This is a genomic window from Paenarthrobacter sp. PAE-2 (assembly GCF_026013155.1).
GTDB lineage: Bacteria > Actinomycetota > Actinomycetes > Actinomycetales > Micrococcaceae > Arthrobacter > Arthrobacter ureafaciens.
The window spans coordinates 15,339-30,946 of sequence record NZ_JAPDNV010000041.1 but is presented as its reverse complement, the minus strand read 5'-3'; the positions used below and the strand labels follow the sequence as shown (position 1 = coordinate 30,946).

15 protein-coding genes are annotated in these 15,608 nt (G+C 63.7%); 4 read left to right on the top strand and 11 right to left on the bottom strand.

From position 1 onward, the window contains the following. Positions 1–139 precede the first annotated feature (139 nt). The gene (gene aceA, locus OCL88_RS18075) at positions 140–1,456 is read right to left on the bottom strand and encodes an isocitrate lyase (RefSeq protein ID WP_264963422.1); all 1,317 of its coding nucleotides are present in this window, start codon (positions 1,454–1,456) and stop codon (positions 140–142) included. Positions 1,457–1,606: 150 nt separating this feature from the next. Here aceA and OCL88_RS18070 point away from each other — a divergent pair, with 150 nt between their 5' ends. Beyond that, positions 1,607–3,121: an XRE family transcriptional regulator gene (locus OCL88_RS18070; RefSeq protein WP_021471613.1), complete on the top strand. Its 1,515-nt coding sequence runs from the start codon at positions 1,607–1,609 to the stop codon at positions 3,119–3,121. A gap of 113 nt (positions 3,122–3,234) precedes the next feature. Here OCL88_RS18070 and OCL88_RS18065 read toward each other — a convergent pair whose 3' ends face one another. Next, positions 3,235–3,849 (bottom strand): TetR/AcrR family transcriptional regulator, encoded by a 615-nt coding sequence (locus OCL88_RS18065; protein WP_264963421.1) that lies wholly within the window; start codon positions 3,847–3,849, stop codon positions 3,235–3,237. Between the two features lie 233 nt (positions 3,850–4,082). Between OCL88_RS18065 and OCL88_RS18060 the strand changes: the two genes are divergently transcribed. Next, entirely contained in the window at positions 4,083–5,018 is a 936-nt protein-coding gene (locus OCL88_RS18060; protein WP_264963420.1) for a cytochrome b/b6 domain-containing protein, read from the top strand. Positions 5,019–5,025: 7 nt separating this feature from the next. On the opposite strand, the gene OCL88_RS18055 is transcribed toward OCL88_RS18060, so the two are convergent. From OCL88_RS18055 to OCL88_RS18035, 5 genes are all read right to left on the bottom strand, one after another. Next, entirely contained in the window at positions 5,026–5,862 is an 837-nt protein-coding gene (locus OCL88_RS18055; RefSeq protein ID WP_264963419.1) for a hydroxymethylpyrimidine/phosphomethylpyrimidine kinase, read from the bottom strand. A gap of 39 nt (positions 5,863–5,901) precedes the next feature. Next, positions 5,902–6,900 (bottom strand): TAXI family TRAP transporter solute-binding subunit, encoded by a 999-nt coding sequence (locus OCL88_RS18050; RefSeq protein WP_264963418.1) that lies wholly within the window; start codon positions 6,898–6,900, stop codon positions 5,902–5,904. Then, positions 6,893–8,299 carry a sensor histidine kinase gene (locus tag OCL88_RS18045; RefSeq protein WP_166185884.1) on the bottom strand — a complete coding sequence of 469 codons (1,407 nt, stop codon included), beginning with the start codon at positions 8,297–8,299 and terminating at the stop codon, positions 6,893–6,895. Before OCL88_RS18045 ends, OCL88_RS18050 begins: the two co-directional genes overlap by 8 nt. Beyond that, positions 8,296–8,958: a response regulator transcription factor gene (locus OCL88_RS18040; protein WP_166185885.1), complete on the bottom strand. Its 663-nt coding sequence runs from the start codon at positions 8,956–8,958 to the stop codon at positions 8,296–8,298. Before OCL88_RS18040 ends, OCL88_RS18045 begins: the two co-directional genes overlap by 4 nt. Positions 8,959–9,075: 117 nt before the next feature. Next, the gene (locus tag OCL88_RS18035; protein WP_264963417.1) at positions 9,076–10,461 is read right to left on the bottom strand and encodes an MFS transporter; all 1,386 of its coding nucleotides are present in this window, start codon (positions 10,459–10,461) and stop codon (positions 9,076–9,078) included. 302 nt (positions 10,462–10,763) lie between these two features. On the opposite strand from OCL88_RS18035, the gene OCL88_RS18030 reads away from it, so the two are divergent. Continuing rightward, positions 10,764–11,288: a methyltransferase family protein gene (locus tag OCL88_RS18030; protein ID WP_264963416.1), complete on the top strand. Its 525-nt coding sequence runs from the start codon at positions 10,764–10,766 to the stop codon at positions 11,286–11,288. 14 nt (positions 11,289–11,302) lie between these two features. Here OCL88_RS18030 and OCL88_RS18025 read toward each other — a convergent pair whose 3' ends face one another. The 3 genes from OCL88_RS18025 to OCL88_RS18015 all read right to left on the bottom strand — a co-directional run bounded on the left by OCL88_RS18025 (position 11,303) and on the right by OCL88_RS18015 (position 13,293). Further along, on the bottom strand, positions 11,303–11,587 hold the full coding sequence (locus OCL88_RS18025; RefSeq protein WP_264963415.1) for a hypothetical protein: 285 nt from the start codon (positions 11,585–11,587) through the stop codon (positions 11,303–11,305). Positions 11,588–11,734: 147 nt separating this feature from the next. Then, on the bottom strand, positions 11,735–12,634 hold the full coding sequence (locus tag OCL88_RS18020; protein WP_264963414.1) for a TIGR01777 family oxidoreductase: 900 nt from the start codon (positions 12,632–12,634) through the stop codon (positions 11,735–11,737). Continuing rightward, positions 12,631–13,293 carry a TetR/AcrR family transcriptional regulator gene (locus OCL88_RS18015; protein ID WP_264963413.1) on the bottom strand — a complete coding sequence of 221 codons (663 nt, stop codon included), beginning with the start codon at positions 13,291–13,293 and terminating at the stop codon, positions 12,631–12,633. The genes OCL88_RS18020 and OCL88_RS18015 overlap by 4 nt, the downstream gene beginning before the upstream one ends. Positions 13,294–13,531: 238 nt before the next feature. Between OCL88_RS18015 and OCL88_RS18010 the strand changes: the two genes are divergently transcribed. Beyond that, positions 13,532–14,239: a queuosine precursor transporter gene (locus OCL88_RS18010; RefSeq protein WP_062095128.1), complete on the top strand. Its 708-nt coding sequence runs from the start codon at positions 13,532–13,534 to the stop codon at positions 14,237–14,239. Positions 14,240–14,332: 93 nt separating this feature from the next. On the opposite strand, the gene tgt is transcribed toward OCL88_RS18010, so the two are convergent. Continuing rightward, entirely contained in the window at positions 14,333–15,562 is a 1,230-nt protein-coding gene (tgt, locus tag OCL88_RS18005) for a tRNA guanosine(34) transglycosylase Tgt (RefSeq protein ID WP_264963423.1), read from the bottom strand. Positions 15,563–15,608 lie beyond the last annotated feature (46 nt).

Here is a 15,608-nt window from a genome sequence, read left to right as displayed (position 1 = left end):
TCCCTTCAGGAACCAACTGACTGGCGGTTGTGTTTGTTCTGAACGTTCAGAACAACCACTACTGCCATCTAGTTGGGAAAGTGGGCCCACGGCCGCCGGGTTCCCTCGCGAGCTTGCGAGCGGAGGGGGCGGCTGGGGATTAGTGGAATTGGCCTTCTTCGGTCGATCCGACCAAGGCGAGGGTGGAAGCGTTCGGGTTGAGCGCTGTGGCGATGTCGTCGAAGTAGCCGGTGCCGACTTCGCGCTGGTGCTTAGTAGCGGTGTAGCCGCGGGATTCGGAGGCGAATTCCTTTTCCTGGAGCTCGACGTAGGCGCTCATGCCTTCACGGGCGTAGCCGTGGGCGAGATCAAACATCGAGTAGTTCAGGGCGTGGAATCCGGCGAGGGTGATGAACTGGAACGTGAAGCCCATGGCACCGAGTTCGCGCTGGAACTTGGCGATCGTGGCGTCGTCCAGGTGCTTGCGCCAGTTGAACGACGGCGAGCAGTTGTAGGAGAGCATCTGGTCCGGGTACTCGGCCTTGACGGCTTCGGCGAACTTGCGGGCCAGTTCCAGGTCCGGGGTGCCCGTCTCCATCCAGATCAGGTCCGAGTACGGGGCGTAGGCCTTGGCACGGGCAATGCAGGGTTCAATGCCGTTGCGGACCTTGTAGAAGCCCTCCGCGGTACGCTCGCCCGTGATGAATTCGCGATCCCGCTCGTCAACATCCGAGGTGATCAGGGTTGCGGCCTCGGCGTCGGTGCGGGCGATGACCACCGTGGGGGTGCCGGCGACGTCGGCAGCCAGGCGGGCTGCGGTCAGAGTCCGGATGTGCTGCTGGGTGGGGATCAGGACCTTGCCGCCGAGGTGGCCGCACTTCTTCTCGGAGGCGAGCTGGTCTTCCCAGTGAACACCCGAGGCGCCGGCGGTAATCATGGATTTCATGAGTTCGTAGGCGTTCAGCGGGCCACCGAAACCGGCCTCGGCGTCGGCGACGATCGGGACCAGCCAGTCCTCAACCGTCTTGATGCCCTCGGCGTACTCGATCTGGTCGGCTCGCAGCAACGCGTTGTTGATCCGGCGCACCACCTGCGGAACCGAGTTCGCCGGGTACAGCGACTGGTCCGGGTAGGTGTGGCCGGAGAGGTTGGCGTCAGCGGCAACCTGCCAGCCGGAGAGGTAGATGGCACGGAGGCCGGCCTTGACCTGCTGCACGGCTTGGTTGCCGGTCAGGGCACCGAGCGCATTGGTGTAGCCGCCGGTGGGAGCTTCCTCGGTGAGCTGCTTCCAAAGCTTCTCCGAACCGCGGCGGGCCAGGGTGTGCTCTTCGGAGACGCGACCGCGGAGGCGGACGACGTCGGTGGCCGAGTAATCACGGGTGACGCCTTCCCACCGCGGGTTGGCGGACCATTCAAGTTCCAGCGCTGCTGCCTGCTGCTCTGCGCTCTGCTCTGCTGGTTCAAACGATGCGGTCATTGCATGTCTCCTCATATCCAAGCGGCTCCCGGGCCGGCCCCCGCTGCGTCCTTGCTGCTTCGGCCGGCTCACCCGGGCTTGTATTTCTTTTCGTGAGAACTACTTTTCTGCACTTTCCAAGCTCTTTCTAGAGAAAAGCTCTGGAAAGAAATGCAGTTCTTCGCGTATTCTCAAGAAATGTCGCCTGTGAGCTGGAGCCGCGAAGTCGCGTCGCCGTCGTCGTCCCCTACGTCCCCCGAACTGGACGTCATCAGCCTTGGCCGCCGCGTGCGCCACCTGCGCAAGCAAGCCGGCCTGACGCTCGATGACCTGAGTGCCGCCGTCGGGACGGCGCCAAGCCAGCTAAGCCTGATCGAAAACGGCAAACGCGAGCCCAAGCTGGGGCTGCTGCAACACCTTGCCTCCGCGTTGAACGTGAGCATCGACCAACTGCTCGGAGCTGAGCCGCCAAGTCGCCGCGCCGCCCTGGAAATCGAGCTGGAGCGGTACCAGCGCGGACCGCTGTACGAGTCCTTGAACCTGCCAAAAATCCGCATCAGTTCGCGGCTTCCGTTGGAGGTTCTGGAGGCGCAGGTCGGGCTGCTTCAGGAACTCGAACGCAAGCTGAACGAGCAAGCCGCGACGCCGGAAGAAGCCCGCCGCGCGAACGGCGAGTTGCGTGCCATGATGCGCGAGCGCGGTAACTATTTCCCCGAGTACGAGGCCGAGGCGCAGAAGGTCCTCAAGGGCGTGGGCTACACCTCCGGGCCGTTGAGCCAGCACGTCATCGCGGACATCGCCGAGAACCTGGGATTCTCACTGCACCACGTCAGCGACCTGCCGCATTCCACCCGGTCCGTGACCGATTTGAAGAACCGCAGAATTTACCTGACGCAGAATCAGCGGCAGGACCACGATCCCCGGTCGGTCCTGCTGCAGGCGCTGGGGCACTACGTCTTGGGGCACGGGACTCCCAAGAACTACGGTGATTTTCTGGCGCAGCGAGTGGCCACCAACTACTTCGCGGCGGCATTGCTGCTGCCGGAGCAGGCAACGTTGGATTTCCTGCTGAAAGCCAAGGCCGCCAAGGAGATCGCCGTGGAGGACATCCGGGACGCTTTTGCCGTGTCCTACGAAACTGCGGCCCACCGGTTCACCAACCTGGCAACCCAACACCTGGGCATCACCACCCACTTCCAGAAAACCCACCAGTCCGGGATCATCTACAAGGCCTACGAGAACGACGGCGTCGCTTTCCCGCAGGACCACACCGGCGCCATCGAGGGGCAGCCGTCATGCAAGGCGTGGACGTCCCGCGCCGTGTTCGACGTACCGGACAAGTTCAGCGCCTACAGCCAGTACACGGACACCCCCTCCGGCACGTACTGGTGCACGGCGCGGACCGAGCGTTCCGCCGCCGGCGAGTTTTCGCTCAGCATCGGGGTGCCCTACCAGCACGTGAAGTGGTTCCGCGGGCGGGAGACCACGGCCAGGGCTACCTCCAATTGCCCGGATCCGAACTGCTGCAAGCGGCCGCCCGCCGAACTGGCCAACGAATGGGCGGGCAACGCGTGGCCGTCCGCCCGGGCCCATTCGCACCTGCTGGCCGCCATGCCTCCGGGCGCGTTTCCGGGCGTGGATGAGACCGAGGTGTACAGCTTCCTGGCGGCGCACTCCGCGCGCTAACGAGGTTCCGGGCGCTGAGCGGGGCTCCGGCGAGTTCGCGGCAACCCTGCGGTGACGCTGGAAGTTTCCGGGGGCCGTTGGCGGTTTCCCGCGATCACGGCGCAGGACGGCGGCTAACGAACCAGCCGCGCCACCAGGACTGCCGCAGCATCAACGACGTCGTCCGCTTCCTTCTTGGTGGCACTCAAGGCGACCTCGTGGCCGGCAACCGTGATGATGTCGGTGATCACAGCGACGGTGAGGCGGCCCAAAGTGTCCTCGGCCGTTCGGAGGAGGACCGAGTTCTGGCGCACCCATTCGCGCCCACGCTCGCGACGCAGGAGCTCGAAGCCGGGGGGAGCGTCGCCCTCAAAGAAGACGCGTTCCAGCGCACGGTGCTTCCAGGTGTAGTCGAAATACGTGCGGCTCCCGACGTTGAACAGAGTCAGGGGATCGTTTTCGCCGGACTTCCGGGCCTTGGCGACGGCGGCCGCCACCAGCCGTTCGTGCTCGTTTTGGTAGTCGTCCCAGAGGGCAAGGAAGATCTCTGTCTTGCCGCCGAAGTGATGGTAAAGGCTTCCGACGCTGGACCCGGCCCGCGTGACGATGTCCGAGATGCCTGCGTCCGTGAAGCCCAGTTCGCTGAAAACCGCGGCGGCCGCGTCCAGCAGCTTGCGTTGGGTGGTTGCAGTCCGGGACCACTGCCAGGAGCCGGAATGGACGGCGGCGTCGGAGGTTTTCCGAATCATCGAGCCTCCCCGGGACAGCCTGAATCCTTGACCAAGCCCAAATTACAGTAAATAATTCTGGAAGTCCGTTCTAGAAAATAAGTATTGCGCTATGTGTCCGAATGCTGCGATTTTTAACGCCCAAGGCGCCCTGTGGGCCAGGCGCCGTTTTCGCCGTCGGGCAGCAACTGGTTGAATCGCTATGAGAGCGCCAACTGGTCGCACGCCAACAAGCCAGAGAGGAACGCGGCCTGATGTCCGTTTCAAGCAAGTCGTCCGGGATCACGTCGAACAGGTGGTTCAAGCCCGTCGCCGTCACCGTGGGGGCTTTGGTCATCGCGCTGATCCTGGTGCTCGTGGCACAGTGGCTCCGTACGCTGGACCCGGTGAAGCAGTTCCTGACGGACTATCCGGGACATTCGGAGCTGCCCGAAGGCGCACCCACGGGGCTCCCGGCGTGGCTGGGCTGGCAACACTTCCTCAACATGTTCTTCATCGTCCTGATCATCCGCTCCGGTTGGCAGGTGCGCACCACCACGCGGCCGCCGGGTTACTGGACGCGGAACAACAAGGGCTTCATCAAGACCAGGAACGCTCCCACCAAGATCAGCCTGGACCTGTGGTTCCACCTGACGCTGGATGCGCTGTGGGTGCTCAACGGCCTGATCTTCATAGTGCTGCTGTTCGCCACAGGCCAGTGGATGCGCATTGTGCCCACCGGCTGGGACGTGTTCCCGAACGCGGTCTCGGCCGGTCTCCAGTACGCCTCGCTGAACTGGCCGCTGGAAAACGGCTGGGTCAACTACAACGCCTTGCAGCTGCTGACCTACTTCATCACGGTCTTCATCGCGGCGCCGCTGGCCATCATTACCGGCATCCGAATGTCCGGGGCGTGGCCCAAGAAGGCAGCGATCAACAAGTTCTACCCCATTGAAGCCGCCCGCAAGGTCCACTTCCCGGTGATGATCTACTTCGTAGCGTTCGTGATCGTCCACGTGACGTTGGTCCTGGCCACGGGAGCCCTGCGGAACCTCAACCACATGTACGCCTCCACGGACGACGCCAACAGTTGGTGGGGCTTCGCGATCTTCGCAGCGTCCATCGTGGTCACGGCTGCGGCCTGGTTCCTTGCCCGGCCCCTGTTCCTCCGCCCGATCGCGTCGCTGATGGGCAAGGTTACCAACCGCTAGGCCAGCGCTAGCTCAGCGCACCGCCCTGCCACAAGGCATCAAACGGCGCCCCGGACGCTACGCGGTTGCGGATTCCCTCGGTCACGAACGCCTTGGCTGTACGGGCCGCCTCGAGCGGCGACGCACCCTTGGCCAGCTCCGCCGTCACGGCAGCAGCCAGCGAACAGCCCGCACCGGACACCGCGACTTCGCCCACCTTCGCTGCACGCAGGACTTCCAGCGTCCGGCCGTCGTAGAAAACGTCGACGGCGTCAGCACCTTCCAGCCGCACCCCGCCCTTGGCGAGCACGGCGGCGCCGCTGAGCTCATGGATGCGGATGGCGGCGGCCTTGAGGGACTCTTCGTCGGTGATGGTGAGGCCGGAGAGGGACTCGGCCTCGAAGTGGTTCGGCGTGACAAACGTGGCCAGCGGGAGGATCTGCGCCTTCAAGGCCTGGTCCGTGTCCAGCGCGTGTCCCGGCTCCTGGCCTTTGCAGATCAGGACCGGGTCCAGGACGATGTTGCTGAATGCGCCCTCGGACAGCGCCTTCTCCACGGTGCTGATGGTTGCCGGGCTTCCCAACATGCCGATCTTCACGGTGTCCAACACCGAAGGTGCGCCGGACGCGGCACCGTAGGCCGCCGTCGTGGCTTCCAACTGGTCCGCAATCACTTGCTGGTCCACCGGGACAAAACGGTGGTTCCAGTTGTCCTTGGGGTCGAACGACACGATGCACGTCAGGTTGACGATGCCAAAAACTCCGAGTTCCTGGAACGTCTTGAGGTCGGCTTGCGCACCGGCGCCGCCGGTCGCTTCCGAGCCGGCGATGGTCAGTGCAATGGCAGGGGCAGCGGCAGAAGTCATGGTTTCCATTTTGCCAGCTTCCTGATGGTGCGCGATTTCCTAGCCGTGGAGGGACCTGTACGCAGCGGCCGCGGCCGGGTGCAGCGGGACCCCGGCTGTGTTGATGAGCGTCTCCGGGCTGAGGAACTGCACGCCCGTGCTTGATGTGGGAATAAGGTCTTGCGCCCGTTCCACCAGCAGGCGGACCGTACGCCGGGCCAGGGAATCGGGGAGGTCGCTGCGGCACAACAGCAGGTTGGCTACGCCCACCGTCCAGATCGCGGGGGCGTCGCCGTAGGTACCCGTCGGTATGAGCACGCGGTCGTAGTAATCACCGTGTTCCGTGCGCAGGGCAGGGATATGCCGTGAGAGGTCCAGGAGCCGGACTCCCAGCTCCGAGGCTGTTGCTGCGATGGCCGCGGTGGGGACCCCGCCGGACCAGAAGAGGGCGTCGATGGACCCACCACGGAGCGCGGACAGCCCTTGGTTGAGGCCCAGATTGACCTGTTGCGGCGCGGGTTCAAGCAACGCGGAAGCGATGATCCGGGGAGCGGTCAGGGAAGTGCCGGACCCCGCTTCGCCCACCCCCACTACCTTTCCGGCCAGATCGGCGAAGGTCCCGATGCCGCTGTCCGCCCGGACTATGCAATGAACATAGTTCTCGTACACCTTGCCAAGCGCCACCAGGCTCGCATCGGCCGGGGTTGCGCCCGCACCGGCCGGGGTTGCGTCCGGACTCGCCGGGCCCGTGGCCGGAAGTGCTGCCGTGTCGGCAAGTGCGACGGCGAAGGTCGCCTCGCCGGACATGACCCGCCGGATGTTCTCGAGACTTCCGCCAGTGACCAGAGGCTCTGCCGTTTCCGCCACGCCCTCACGCTGCAGCAGACCTGCGAGCAACGTGGCGAACTCCAAGTAGAAACCGCCCGATTCGCCACCAGCCACCGTCAGCTTCTCCGGTTTCGGCTCCGGCGTGCAGGCAGCGGAGGACATCAGCAGCCCGGCACTTCCCAGGATCAGCCCGGACCTCAGCACGGTACGGCGGGACAAAGGCCTAGTCATTCGCGCCACCGCCGAACTCCAAGCGTCCTATCAGCCCGTGCGGGATCCGTTCCCGCAACACCAGGCGGCCCCCGTTGGCCTCGGCCAGCCGTTCCACGATGGTGAGGCCCAAGCCGTTGCCGGGAATTCCGCTGTGCTGGGGCGCCCGCCAAAACCGCGAGGTGGATGCCAGACGCTGATCAGCGGACAGTCCCGGGCCGTCGTCGGAGACCTCGATCGCCAGGCCGTCCCGAGTAGCTTCGGCCGTCACTGCGATGTGACCACCTGGGGAGTACTTGATGGCGTTGGCCAGCAACTCACCCACCATCTGGGCCAGTTCCTCGGGGTCGCACCGGAGCTCCAACGGGTGCCCGGTGTGGTCTTCCAAGGTGATGGTGGAGCCGGCCAACCGTGCCGCGGGGCCCGCCCTTTCCACCTCGCCTTGGAGTACCGGGAAAGGATCAATGACGCTTTGGCGCCGATGCTCGGACGACTGCGCTGCAGCAGCCCCGGCCACGGCGCGATGCTCCGCGGCCGCCAGCTTCAGCACGCCGTCGAGCATTTCTTCAACGCGCTCCAGTTCGTCCACCACGCCGGCCGCCGCCGCCTTCGCCGGGCTGTTTTGCAGTTCGAGCTGCAGTAGGTCGATCCGGAGCCGCAGGGCGCCCACCGGATTGCGCAGCTGGTGCGAGGTGTCAGCGATGAGTTGCCGCTGCGACTCCATGCTTTCGCTGACAGTGTTGGCCATGGCGGAGAACGAACGGCTCAGTTCCCGCAACTCGGGCGGACCTGCCTCGGGAAGCTTGCTGGTCTTGCCCGTGGTTTCGAGTTGGTGCACCGCTTCGCTCAAGCGGTGCACCGGCCGCAAAACCCAGCCGGTGAGGCGGGCAGCGACCAGCAGCAGCACCGCGCCCATCACCAAGGCGGCGAGCCCGACGACGACCCACCGTTCGCGCAGTTTCGCCCGGGCAGCGTCGAGGTTGACTTCAAGGACGGCTTCTCCGAGCACCTGGCTGGCCGTTCCGAAAGAGCGCGAGATGACCTCCGTCCCCGCTTCGAAGGGCCGGACCGTGCCGATGGTGGTGTCGCTGAGGTTGAGGCTGGCCCGGGCCAGGGCTTCCTGAACGTCCCGGCGTTGCTCGCTGAGACCGCCGGAGGCCAGGGTTTGCTGCTGGAGGCGGATCAGGATGCCTTCTCCATAGAGCTCGGAGTACCGGTCCATTTCGCGCTGGAGCTGGGTGGTGTCGCCATCAGCGGAGGCATCGTTGGCGAGCTGGGCAAAACGGTTCAGGGCCGATACCCGGTTGATCTGCACGTCTTGGGTCAATTCCCGTGCGGCTGATGTGAGGATGACGCTGGAAACCGTGACAACAATGAGCACGGCGACGACACTGAGGATCCCGAGGACACGGACCTTCATCCCTGCTCCACGCGATACCCGACGCCCCGCACGTTGATGATGAACCCGGGCAATTGCAGCTTGGACCTCAGGCCGGTCAGGTGGACATCCAAGGAGCGGGAGTGCGCCACGAAGGCGTCGCCCCACAGGGCATCCAGGATCTGCTCCCGGGTCACCACGGAGCCGGCGTTGCGGACCAAGAGGCTGAGGAGGTCGAATTCGGTGGCGGTGAGGCTGAGTTCCCTGTCGTCGACGGCGGCGAGGCGGCGGTCGAGGTCTACGGTCAACGGTCCCACGGTGACCTCATGGGGCGTGCTTTGGCCGGAGCGGCGGGCCCTTCGCGTCACGGCCTCTATCCGGGCGAGCAACTCCACCAGCTTGACCGGCTTGACCAGGTAGTCGTCCGCACCCGAGCGCAGGCCCAGGACCACGCTGCGTTCATCATCGCGCGCCGTGAGGATCAGGATGGGGATGTGCGTGACTTGGCGGAGCTTCCTGAGCACTTCCAACCCGTCCAGGTCCGGGAGGCCCAGATCCAGGAGGATGACCTCGTGGTTGCGGTGGTCCAGGAGTGCATCTTCACCGCGGGACACCCTGGTTGGTTTGTGGCCCGCCGACGTCACGGCAGCCCCCAGTGCCGACGCCATGGCGTCGTCGTCCTCGACGATGAGCACGTGCACTGTTGATCCTTCTGGTAGCCCTGCGGGTGTTTCCGCTACTTGAGCTTAACGTTGCGAGGCCCGCCCTGCGCCCTTCGCACTCAGCGAAGGGCGCAGAACGGGCCCCACCTTGGGGTGTTAGACGTTGACGAGGTCCTTCTTGTCGTCGTCTTTACGGTTCTCCCAAGCATGCCCCTGCTCGGTATCGAGGTGCGTAGCCTTCTTGTTCTTGAGGGCGAAGACGTACACCAACAGCGAGATGAAGATGGCCGCCGTGACGTACGTGAAGAACATGTCCACCTGGCCGGCTTTCTGCAGGGCAGCGCCGATCAGCGGGACCGTGCCGCCGAACAGCGAGTTGGCGATCGCGTAGCCGAGGCCCACGCCCAGCGCACGGATGGATGCCGGGAAGAGTTCAGCCTTCACCAGCGCATTGATGGACGTGTAGCCGCCAACCATCAGCAGGCCACCCATCATGAGCAGGAAGGCGACGAACGGGTCCTTGGTTCCGGCCAGGGAGGAGAGCAGCGGCCAAGTGAACAGGACACCGGTGACGCCGAACCAGATCAGCAGCGGCTTGCGGCCGATCTTGTCCGACAACATGCCGTACACGGGCTGCAGCAGCATGAAGATGAACAGTGCCCAGAAGTTGATGACAGAGGTATCGGTCTTGGCGATGCCGGAGGTATCGTTCATGAACTTCAGGATGAAGTTGGTGTAGGTGTAGAACGCCACCGTGCCGCCGAGGGTGATGCCGATGCAGATCAGCAACGGCTTCCAGTGCTTGGTGAACAAAAGCTTCATGCTGCCCGGCTGGGCCTCGCCCTCAACCTTGACGTGCGCTGCACGGATCTGGTCGGCGGAGACTGTCTCTTCCATGGAGCGGCGGAGCCACAGGACAACCAGCGCTGCGACGCCGCCGATTGCGAACGGAATGCGCCAGCCCCACTCGGTCAGGTCTTCCTTGCTCATGGTGTTCTGCAGGATCACGAGGACCAGGAGGGCCAGCATCTGGCCGCCAATGAGCGTGACGTACTGGAAGCTGGAGAAGAAGCCGCGGCGCTTGGCCGTTGCTGCCTCGGACATGTACGTGGCGCTGGTCCCGTACTCACCGCCGACGGAGAAGCCTTGGACCACGCGGACGAAGACCAAGAGGATCATGGCCCACAGGCCGATGACGTCCTGGGTAGGCAGGATCGCAATGGCGAACGAGCCCGCGGACATCAGGGTCACGCTCAGCGTCAGGGCGGCCTTCCGGCCCTTCCGGTCCGCGTAGCGGCCGAAGAACCAGCTGCCGATCGGACGCATGAGGAACGACGTCGAGAAGACCGCCATCGCTTCCAGGCCAGCCTGCAGTTCGTCCTTGGAGTTGAAGAAGTGCGACTGGAAGTACGCGGCAAAAACGGTGTACACGTAGAGGTCGAACCACTCTACGAGGTTGCCCGCAGAGCCCTTGAGGATGTTGCTCACGGCCTTGCGTGTCTGTGCCGCCTCGCTCAGAGGCGCGGCTTGTTGGGTGCTCATCAATGAACCTTCCTGGACGGCTGCGCACATGGCAGTCGTGTCTTGCATGAGTTCGTTCTGTCCATGAAGCTCGTGCTCATGGCTTCCTTGCACATGGCTCTTCGTCGACTGAGAAAGGTCCTCTTGGGGGTGAAGAGGACATGTTCCAAGCTATGGGTGATGCACGGCACAGCAAACGTCGGAGGGAATTTCCTAACACTTCCTTAGGTTTCCGAGAGGAAAACCCGGGTTCCGCGCCCTTTCCCGCGTTGCTCTACCACCTCCCATAGCGCCTCACCCTTCGCGGGTTTATGGTTCTGGACATGAGCACACTCGGACGGCTGGCCGGCGCGGTGAAACGGGAAGCGGCCGGCATCCCTTTGCCACCCGGGCAGGTGCTCGGGTTGGTCTTGGACTCGGTCCTACAACGGATACACCCACTCCCTGCTGCGCCCGCCCGGCGAGCCCGCAGGAGTGCCGGGACGCTGTTGGTGATGACCGGCGTCGGAATTACCGTTTGGGCGGTAGCGGAACGACGGCGGCACACAACCGGCGAATTTGCCTTGGGCCGTCCGGAAACGTTGGTGACCAGCGGTCCGTACGCCACGAGCCGGCATCCGATGTACCTGGGCTGGTGGTTAATCCACGCAGGGGTTGCGGTGTACAAGGGCTCGCGCTGGGCGGCTGCAACCCTGCCCGCGGGCATGGCCGTGGAACACTTCGGCGCGTTGTGGGAAGAGAAGGCCCTCCGGAAGGAGTTTGGTCCGGCGTATAGCCAGTACATGAGCAACGTCCCGCGTTACGTCGGGTTCCCTGCGCGGACGCCCGACGGCGGTGAGCGGAGTTAGCCCCATAGCCGCCGTTATGCGGTGGGTGGGCAGATCTTGACCAGCCTCCGGACCGACAACCTGCCGACCGCCGCGGCGGTTGCGATGGACAGGCTAAAGAGGACCGCACCCAAACTGGAAAGCCCACCAAAGGGTGCGCAGATCAGGGTGCCAACCACGAAGAACGCGGCCACGTGGAGCCATTGGTTCCGCACTTGCCTTAGAACCAGTCCTAACATCCATCCGACTACGGATCCGATGAGTGCCGCGGGGATGGCGGCATAGATGAAGAAAATCAGCGCATATTCAGGGGCTTGCATGCAGGGACAACAGGGTACTAAAGGCTACGTACGCAACCAAGACACCCACACCCAGCCCCTTCCCTCCCAGGGTCACCCTGACCCGCGGGTTGGGGAGCTGGGGAGGATGCGGTGTTGTGCGGTTGTCCTGGTCATCGCCATGAGTACTCAATTGTCACTTCTCCGAAGAGCGCTGAGAGCTCCGGCCAATGACGGATACTCAAACACGAAACCCGCATCGAGTAGCTTCCGTGGCTCTACCCATCGGCTCTTCAGGACCAGCTCGGTCTGGGTGCGGATAAGAACTGCCCCAACTTCAAGGAGCCAAGCGGGCGTCGGAATGCCGAAGGGGACGTCCAGGCTCGCCCGGACCAGCCCCATGAGTTCGCGATTGTCTACCGGATTGGGCGACGCCGCATTGACCGCACCAACAAGCCCGGGTTTGGCGTGAATGAACATGACCGAACGGAACAAGTCCTCCACGTGGATCCAACTGAACTTCTGCGTCCCCGGTCCCATGTGCCCACCCAAGCCAAACATGGCGAGGTTCCGGAGGGGGTTCATCACGCCCCCTGCGCCCAGTACGATCGCGATCCGAAGAGGCACCTTGCGCGTGCGCTGTGCAGTGGCGGCCTCCAACTCGTCTTCCCAAGCCTTGGCAACGTTGACAGAGAACCCGCTGCCGAGTTCGCCGGAGGCCTCCGACTGTGGGTGATCGTCGGCATGCCGGTAAATGGTCCCGGTACTTGAGTTGATCCAGGTACTCGGTGGCTCGGCGCAGGCAGCCAAGGCGCGGCCCAACGTTCGAGTCGTGAACACGCGCGAATCCGTAATTTCCCGGCGATTCCGCCTCCCGTAGCGGCAGTTCACGGAACGTCCGGCAAGGTTCACCAACAGTGCGGCGCCGTTCAGCGTACTGGTGATGGCGCCGGCGTCGTTCCACTGTGCGTCAGCCGACGCGGTCCGCCCGACTGTTCGGACCTTCCAACCCTCTTCAAGAAACCGCCGATGGAAGTAGCTGCCGATAAAGCCAGTGGCTCCGGCGATGACCACCGTCCGCGGGTTCATGAGTCTTCCTTGACGCTGCGAACCAGTCCCAGGACGTCGTCGAACACTTTGCTGACGCCGGGAATCTTCGCAAGCGACAGACCACGGGCCATCAGTGGCGCGGCGCCGTCAATCAGCCGGCGCGTGCGGCATTGATCCGCGGATTGGTCGTATACCCAAAACAACGCGACGCCCATGTACGCCAGCCACAGCAGCTCGGGAAGATCGCCGCGTAGCTTCTTAGCGACGGCCGGATTGGAACCTTCGACGGCGGAGCGGAAGATGGCGAGCGACGCCTCCCGGGCGGCGGCGGATGCCGCGCCAAACGGGTTGACGGGCGACGTCGGCCGGATGGCTGTGGCAATGAAGCCGGAACCGAACTGGTGGTAAGGGGACATGACGTCGATGCCAGCGTGCAGAACGGCTTTCAGGCGGCCTGCGAGATCCGGGATGCCTTCGAGTGCCCGTGCCGCGGCCGATGCGTGCTCATTCTGGACTTGGATGTACAACTCCTGAACGAGCTCGTCTTTGGACGCGAAGTAGTAGTAAGCGTTGCCGACGGAAACCCCCGCTTCTTGGGCAATGGCGCGCATGGTGGTTTTCTCGAAGCCGATCTCCCGGAACATCTTCAATGCGACGTCGGCTACGAGTTGGCGGGTTTGCGCGCTCTTAATTGTCATCGGGGCCACTCCTGTTTGAACGTGTTCAAGAATCAGTTTGGCACCTTTCTGAACGCGTTCAAAAAGGTGAGGTGGCAGAGGGATGGTCGGTTGGGGGCGGGAGGTGGCAGAGGGATGGGGGTGGGAGAATGTAACGTGGTGCCGGGCCAAACGTGCCCGCCACCCACAGTGCTAATACAGCGGGGCGCTCTCCGAAAAGGATGAGGCGCCTGCGCGAACCACTACGAATGGATGACCCATGCCCTCGCCTTCCGGCAGTACTTTGAGCAAGCCCGCGCCCCGTTTCGCTTCGATCGGATCGCCTTATTTCGGCATCATGCTGGCCGTTATGGCGGTGGTGTTGATCCTGTCCAACATCGGCGCTTCCAAGGGTGTGGTGCTCGGGCCGATCATCACCGACGGCGGATTCTTCCTTTTCCCTCTCGCGTACATTCTGGGCGACGTCATGAGCGAGGTCTACGGCTTCAAAGTCGCCCGAAAGGCGATCATCACCTCGTTCGCGTTGTCGGTGTTTGCATCTCTTTGCTACTGGGTGATCATCATTCTTCCCGGCTTCGACGACGACTACGGTGTGGCCAAGCAGGCAGCCATCGAAGGCGCGTTGGGACCCGTCCCGCAGATCGTCCTCGCCTCATTGCTTGCGTTCCTGGCCGGACAAACCATCAACTCGTGGATCCTCGTGAAGATGAAGGAACGCACGGGTGAGAAGAGCCTGTGGGCCCGGCTCATGGGCTCGTCGGTGGTGGGCGAATTCGTGGACACGCTGATCTTCTGCAGCATCGCCGCGTCCGTCATCGGCATCTCCGACGTCGGCTCTTTCGTGAACTACGTCCTGGTCGGCTTCCTGTACAAGACCGCCGTCGAGTTCCTGTTCGTGCCCGTCACCGTCCTGGTGGTGGGCTGGATCAAGAAGCGTGAACCGAGCTACGGAGAAGTCGCAGCCTAGGTCCGTCGCGAGTTCGCCGGAAGCCTGCGGTAGACCCCGAACGTTCCGCACGAACGAGCAGCTTTCCGGCGAACTCGCCGCAGTGACCCGCAGCTAGGCGTAGTACCGCCCCAACGTCTCGGCCTTGAACTCGAAGAAGTCCCCGGATTCGATGGCCAAGCGCGCGTCGTCAACCATCTTCACCACGAAGCGCTCGTTGTGGATGGAGATCAGCGTGGCGGAGACCATTTCCTTGGCCTTGAACAAGTGGTGGATGTACGCGCGGGAGTAATTGGTGCAGGTGTAGCAGTCACAGCCGTCCTGCAACGGACCGAAGTCCTTCTTGTATTTGGCTCCGGAGAGGTTGAAACGGCCGAACGGCGTGTAGAACGCGGAGTTCCGGGCAACGCGCGTGGGGGAGACGCAGTCGAAGGTGTCGGCACCGTTCTCGATGGCGGTGAAGATGTCATCGGGTTCGGAGATGCCAAGGAGATGCCGGGGCTTGTCCTCAGGAAGCTCCTCGTTGCACCAGCGGACGATCGTCCCGAGGTTTTCCTTCTCCAGCGCTCCGCCGATTCCGTATCCATCGAAGGGCATGGCGCCAAGATCGCGACAGGCTTTGCGCCGCAGGTCCTCGTACTGCGCGCCCTGGATCACGCCGAACAGCGCCTGGTACGGCTTGCCCACCCGCGAGGCCGTCAACGCAAAGTGCTCTTCCAGGCACCGCAGAGCCCATAACCGGGTGCGTTCCAAGGATTCTTCCTGGTAGCCGCGGGAGTTCTGCAAGGTGGTGAGCTCGTCGAAGGCGAACATGATGTCCGCGCCGATCTGGTGCTGGACCCGCATGGAGATCTCGGGGGAGAACCGGTGTTTGTCCCCGTTGAGGTGCGACTTGAACCAGACGCCGTCGTCATCGATGTGCGCCAGGCGCTCCTTCCCGGGAGCAACAGCGTCGTCAGGGCCTGAGGTGTCAACATTCTTCATGTCGATCACCTTCTTGAACCCGGAGCCCAGGCTCATCACTTGGAACCCGCCGGAGTCGGTGAACGTGGGGCCCTGCCAGTTCATGAACGCGCCCAGACCACCCGCGGCATCGAGGATTTCAGGCCCGGGTTGCAGGTAAAGGTGGTAAGCGTTGGCAAGCACGGCTTGCGCGCCAAGTTCGGCGATCGACTCGGGCAGGACGGCCTTGACGGTCGCTTTGGTCCCGACGGCGATGAACGCGGGGGTCTGGATGGTCCCGTGCGGGGTGGTGATGGTGCCGGTCCGGCCCAGGAATTCGCCTCCGTTTGCCTCTACAAGGGAGGACGACGGCGACGTCGTTTCCGTCAGGCGGCGGCCCACCGTAAAGCCGAATTCGGTTTGCTCCGCCGGAAGCGCCCCGTTGGAA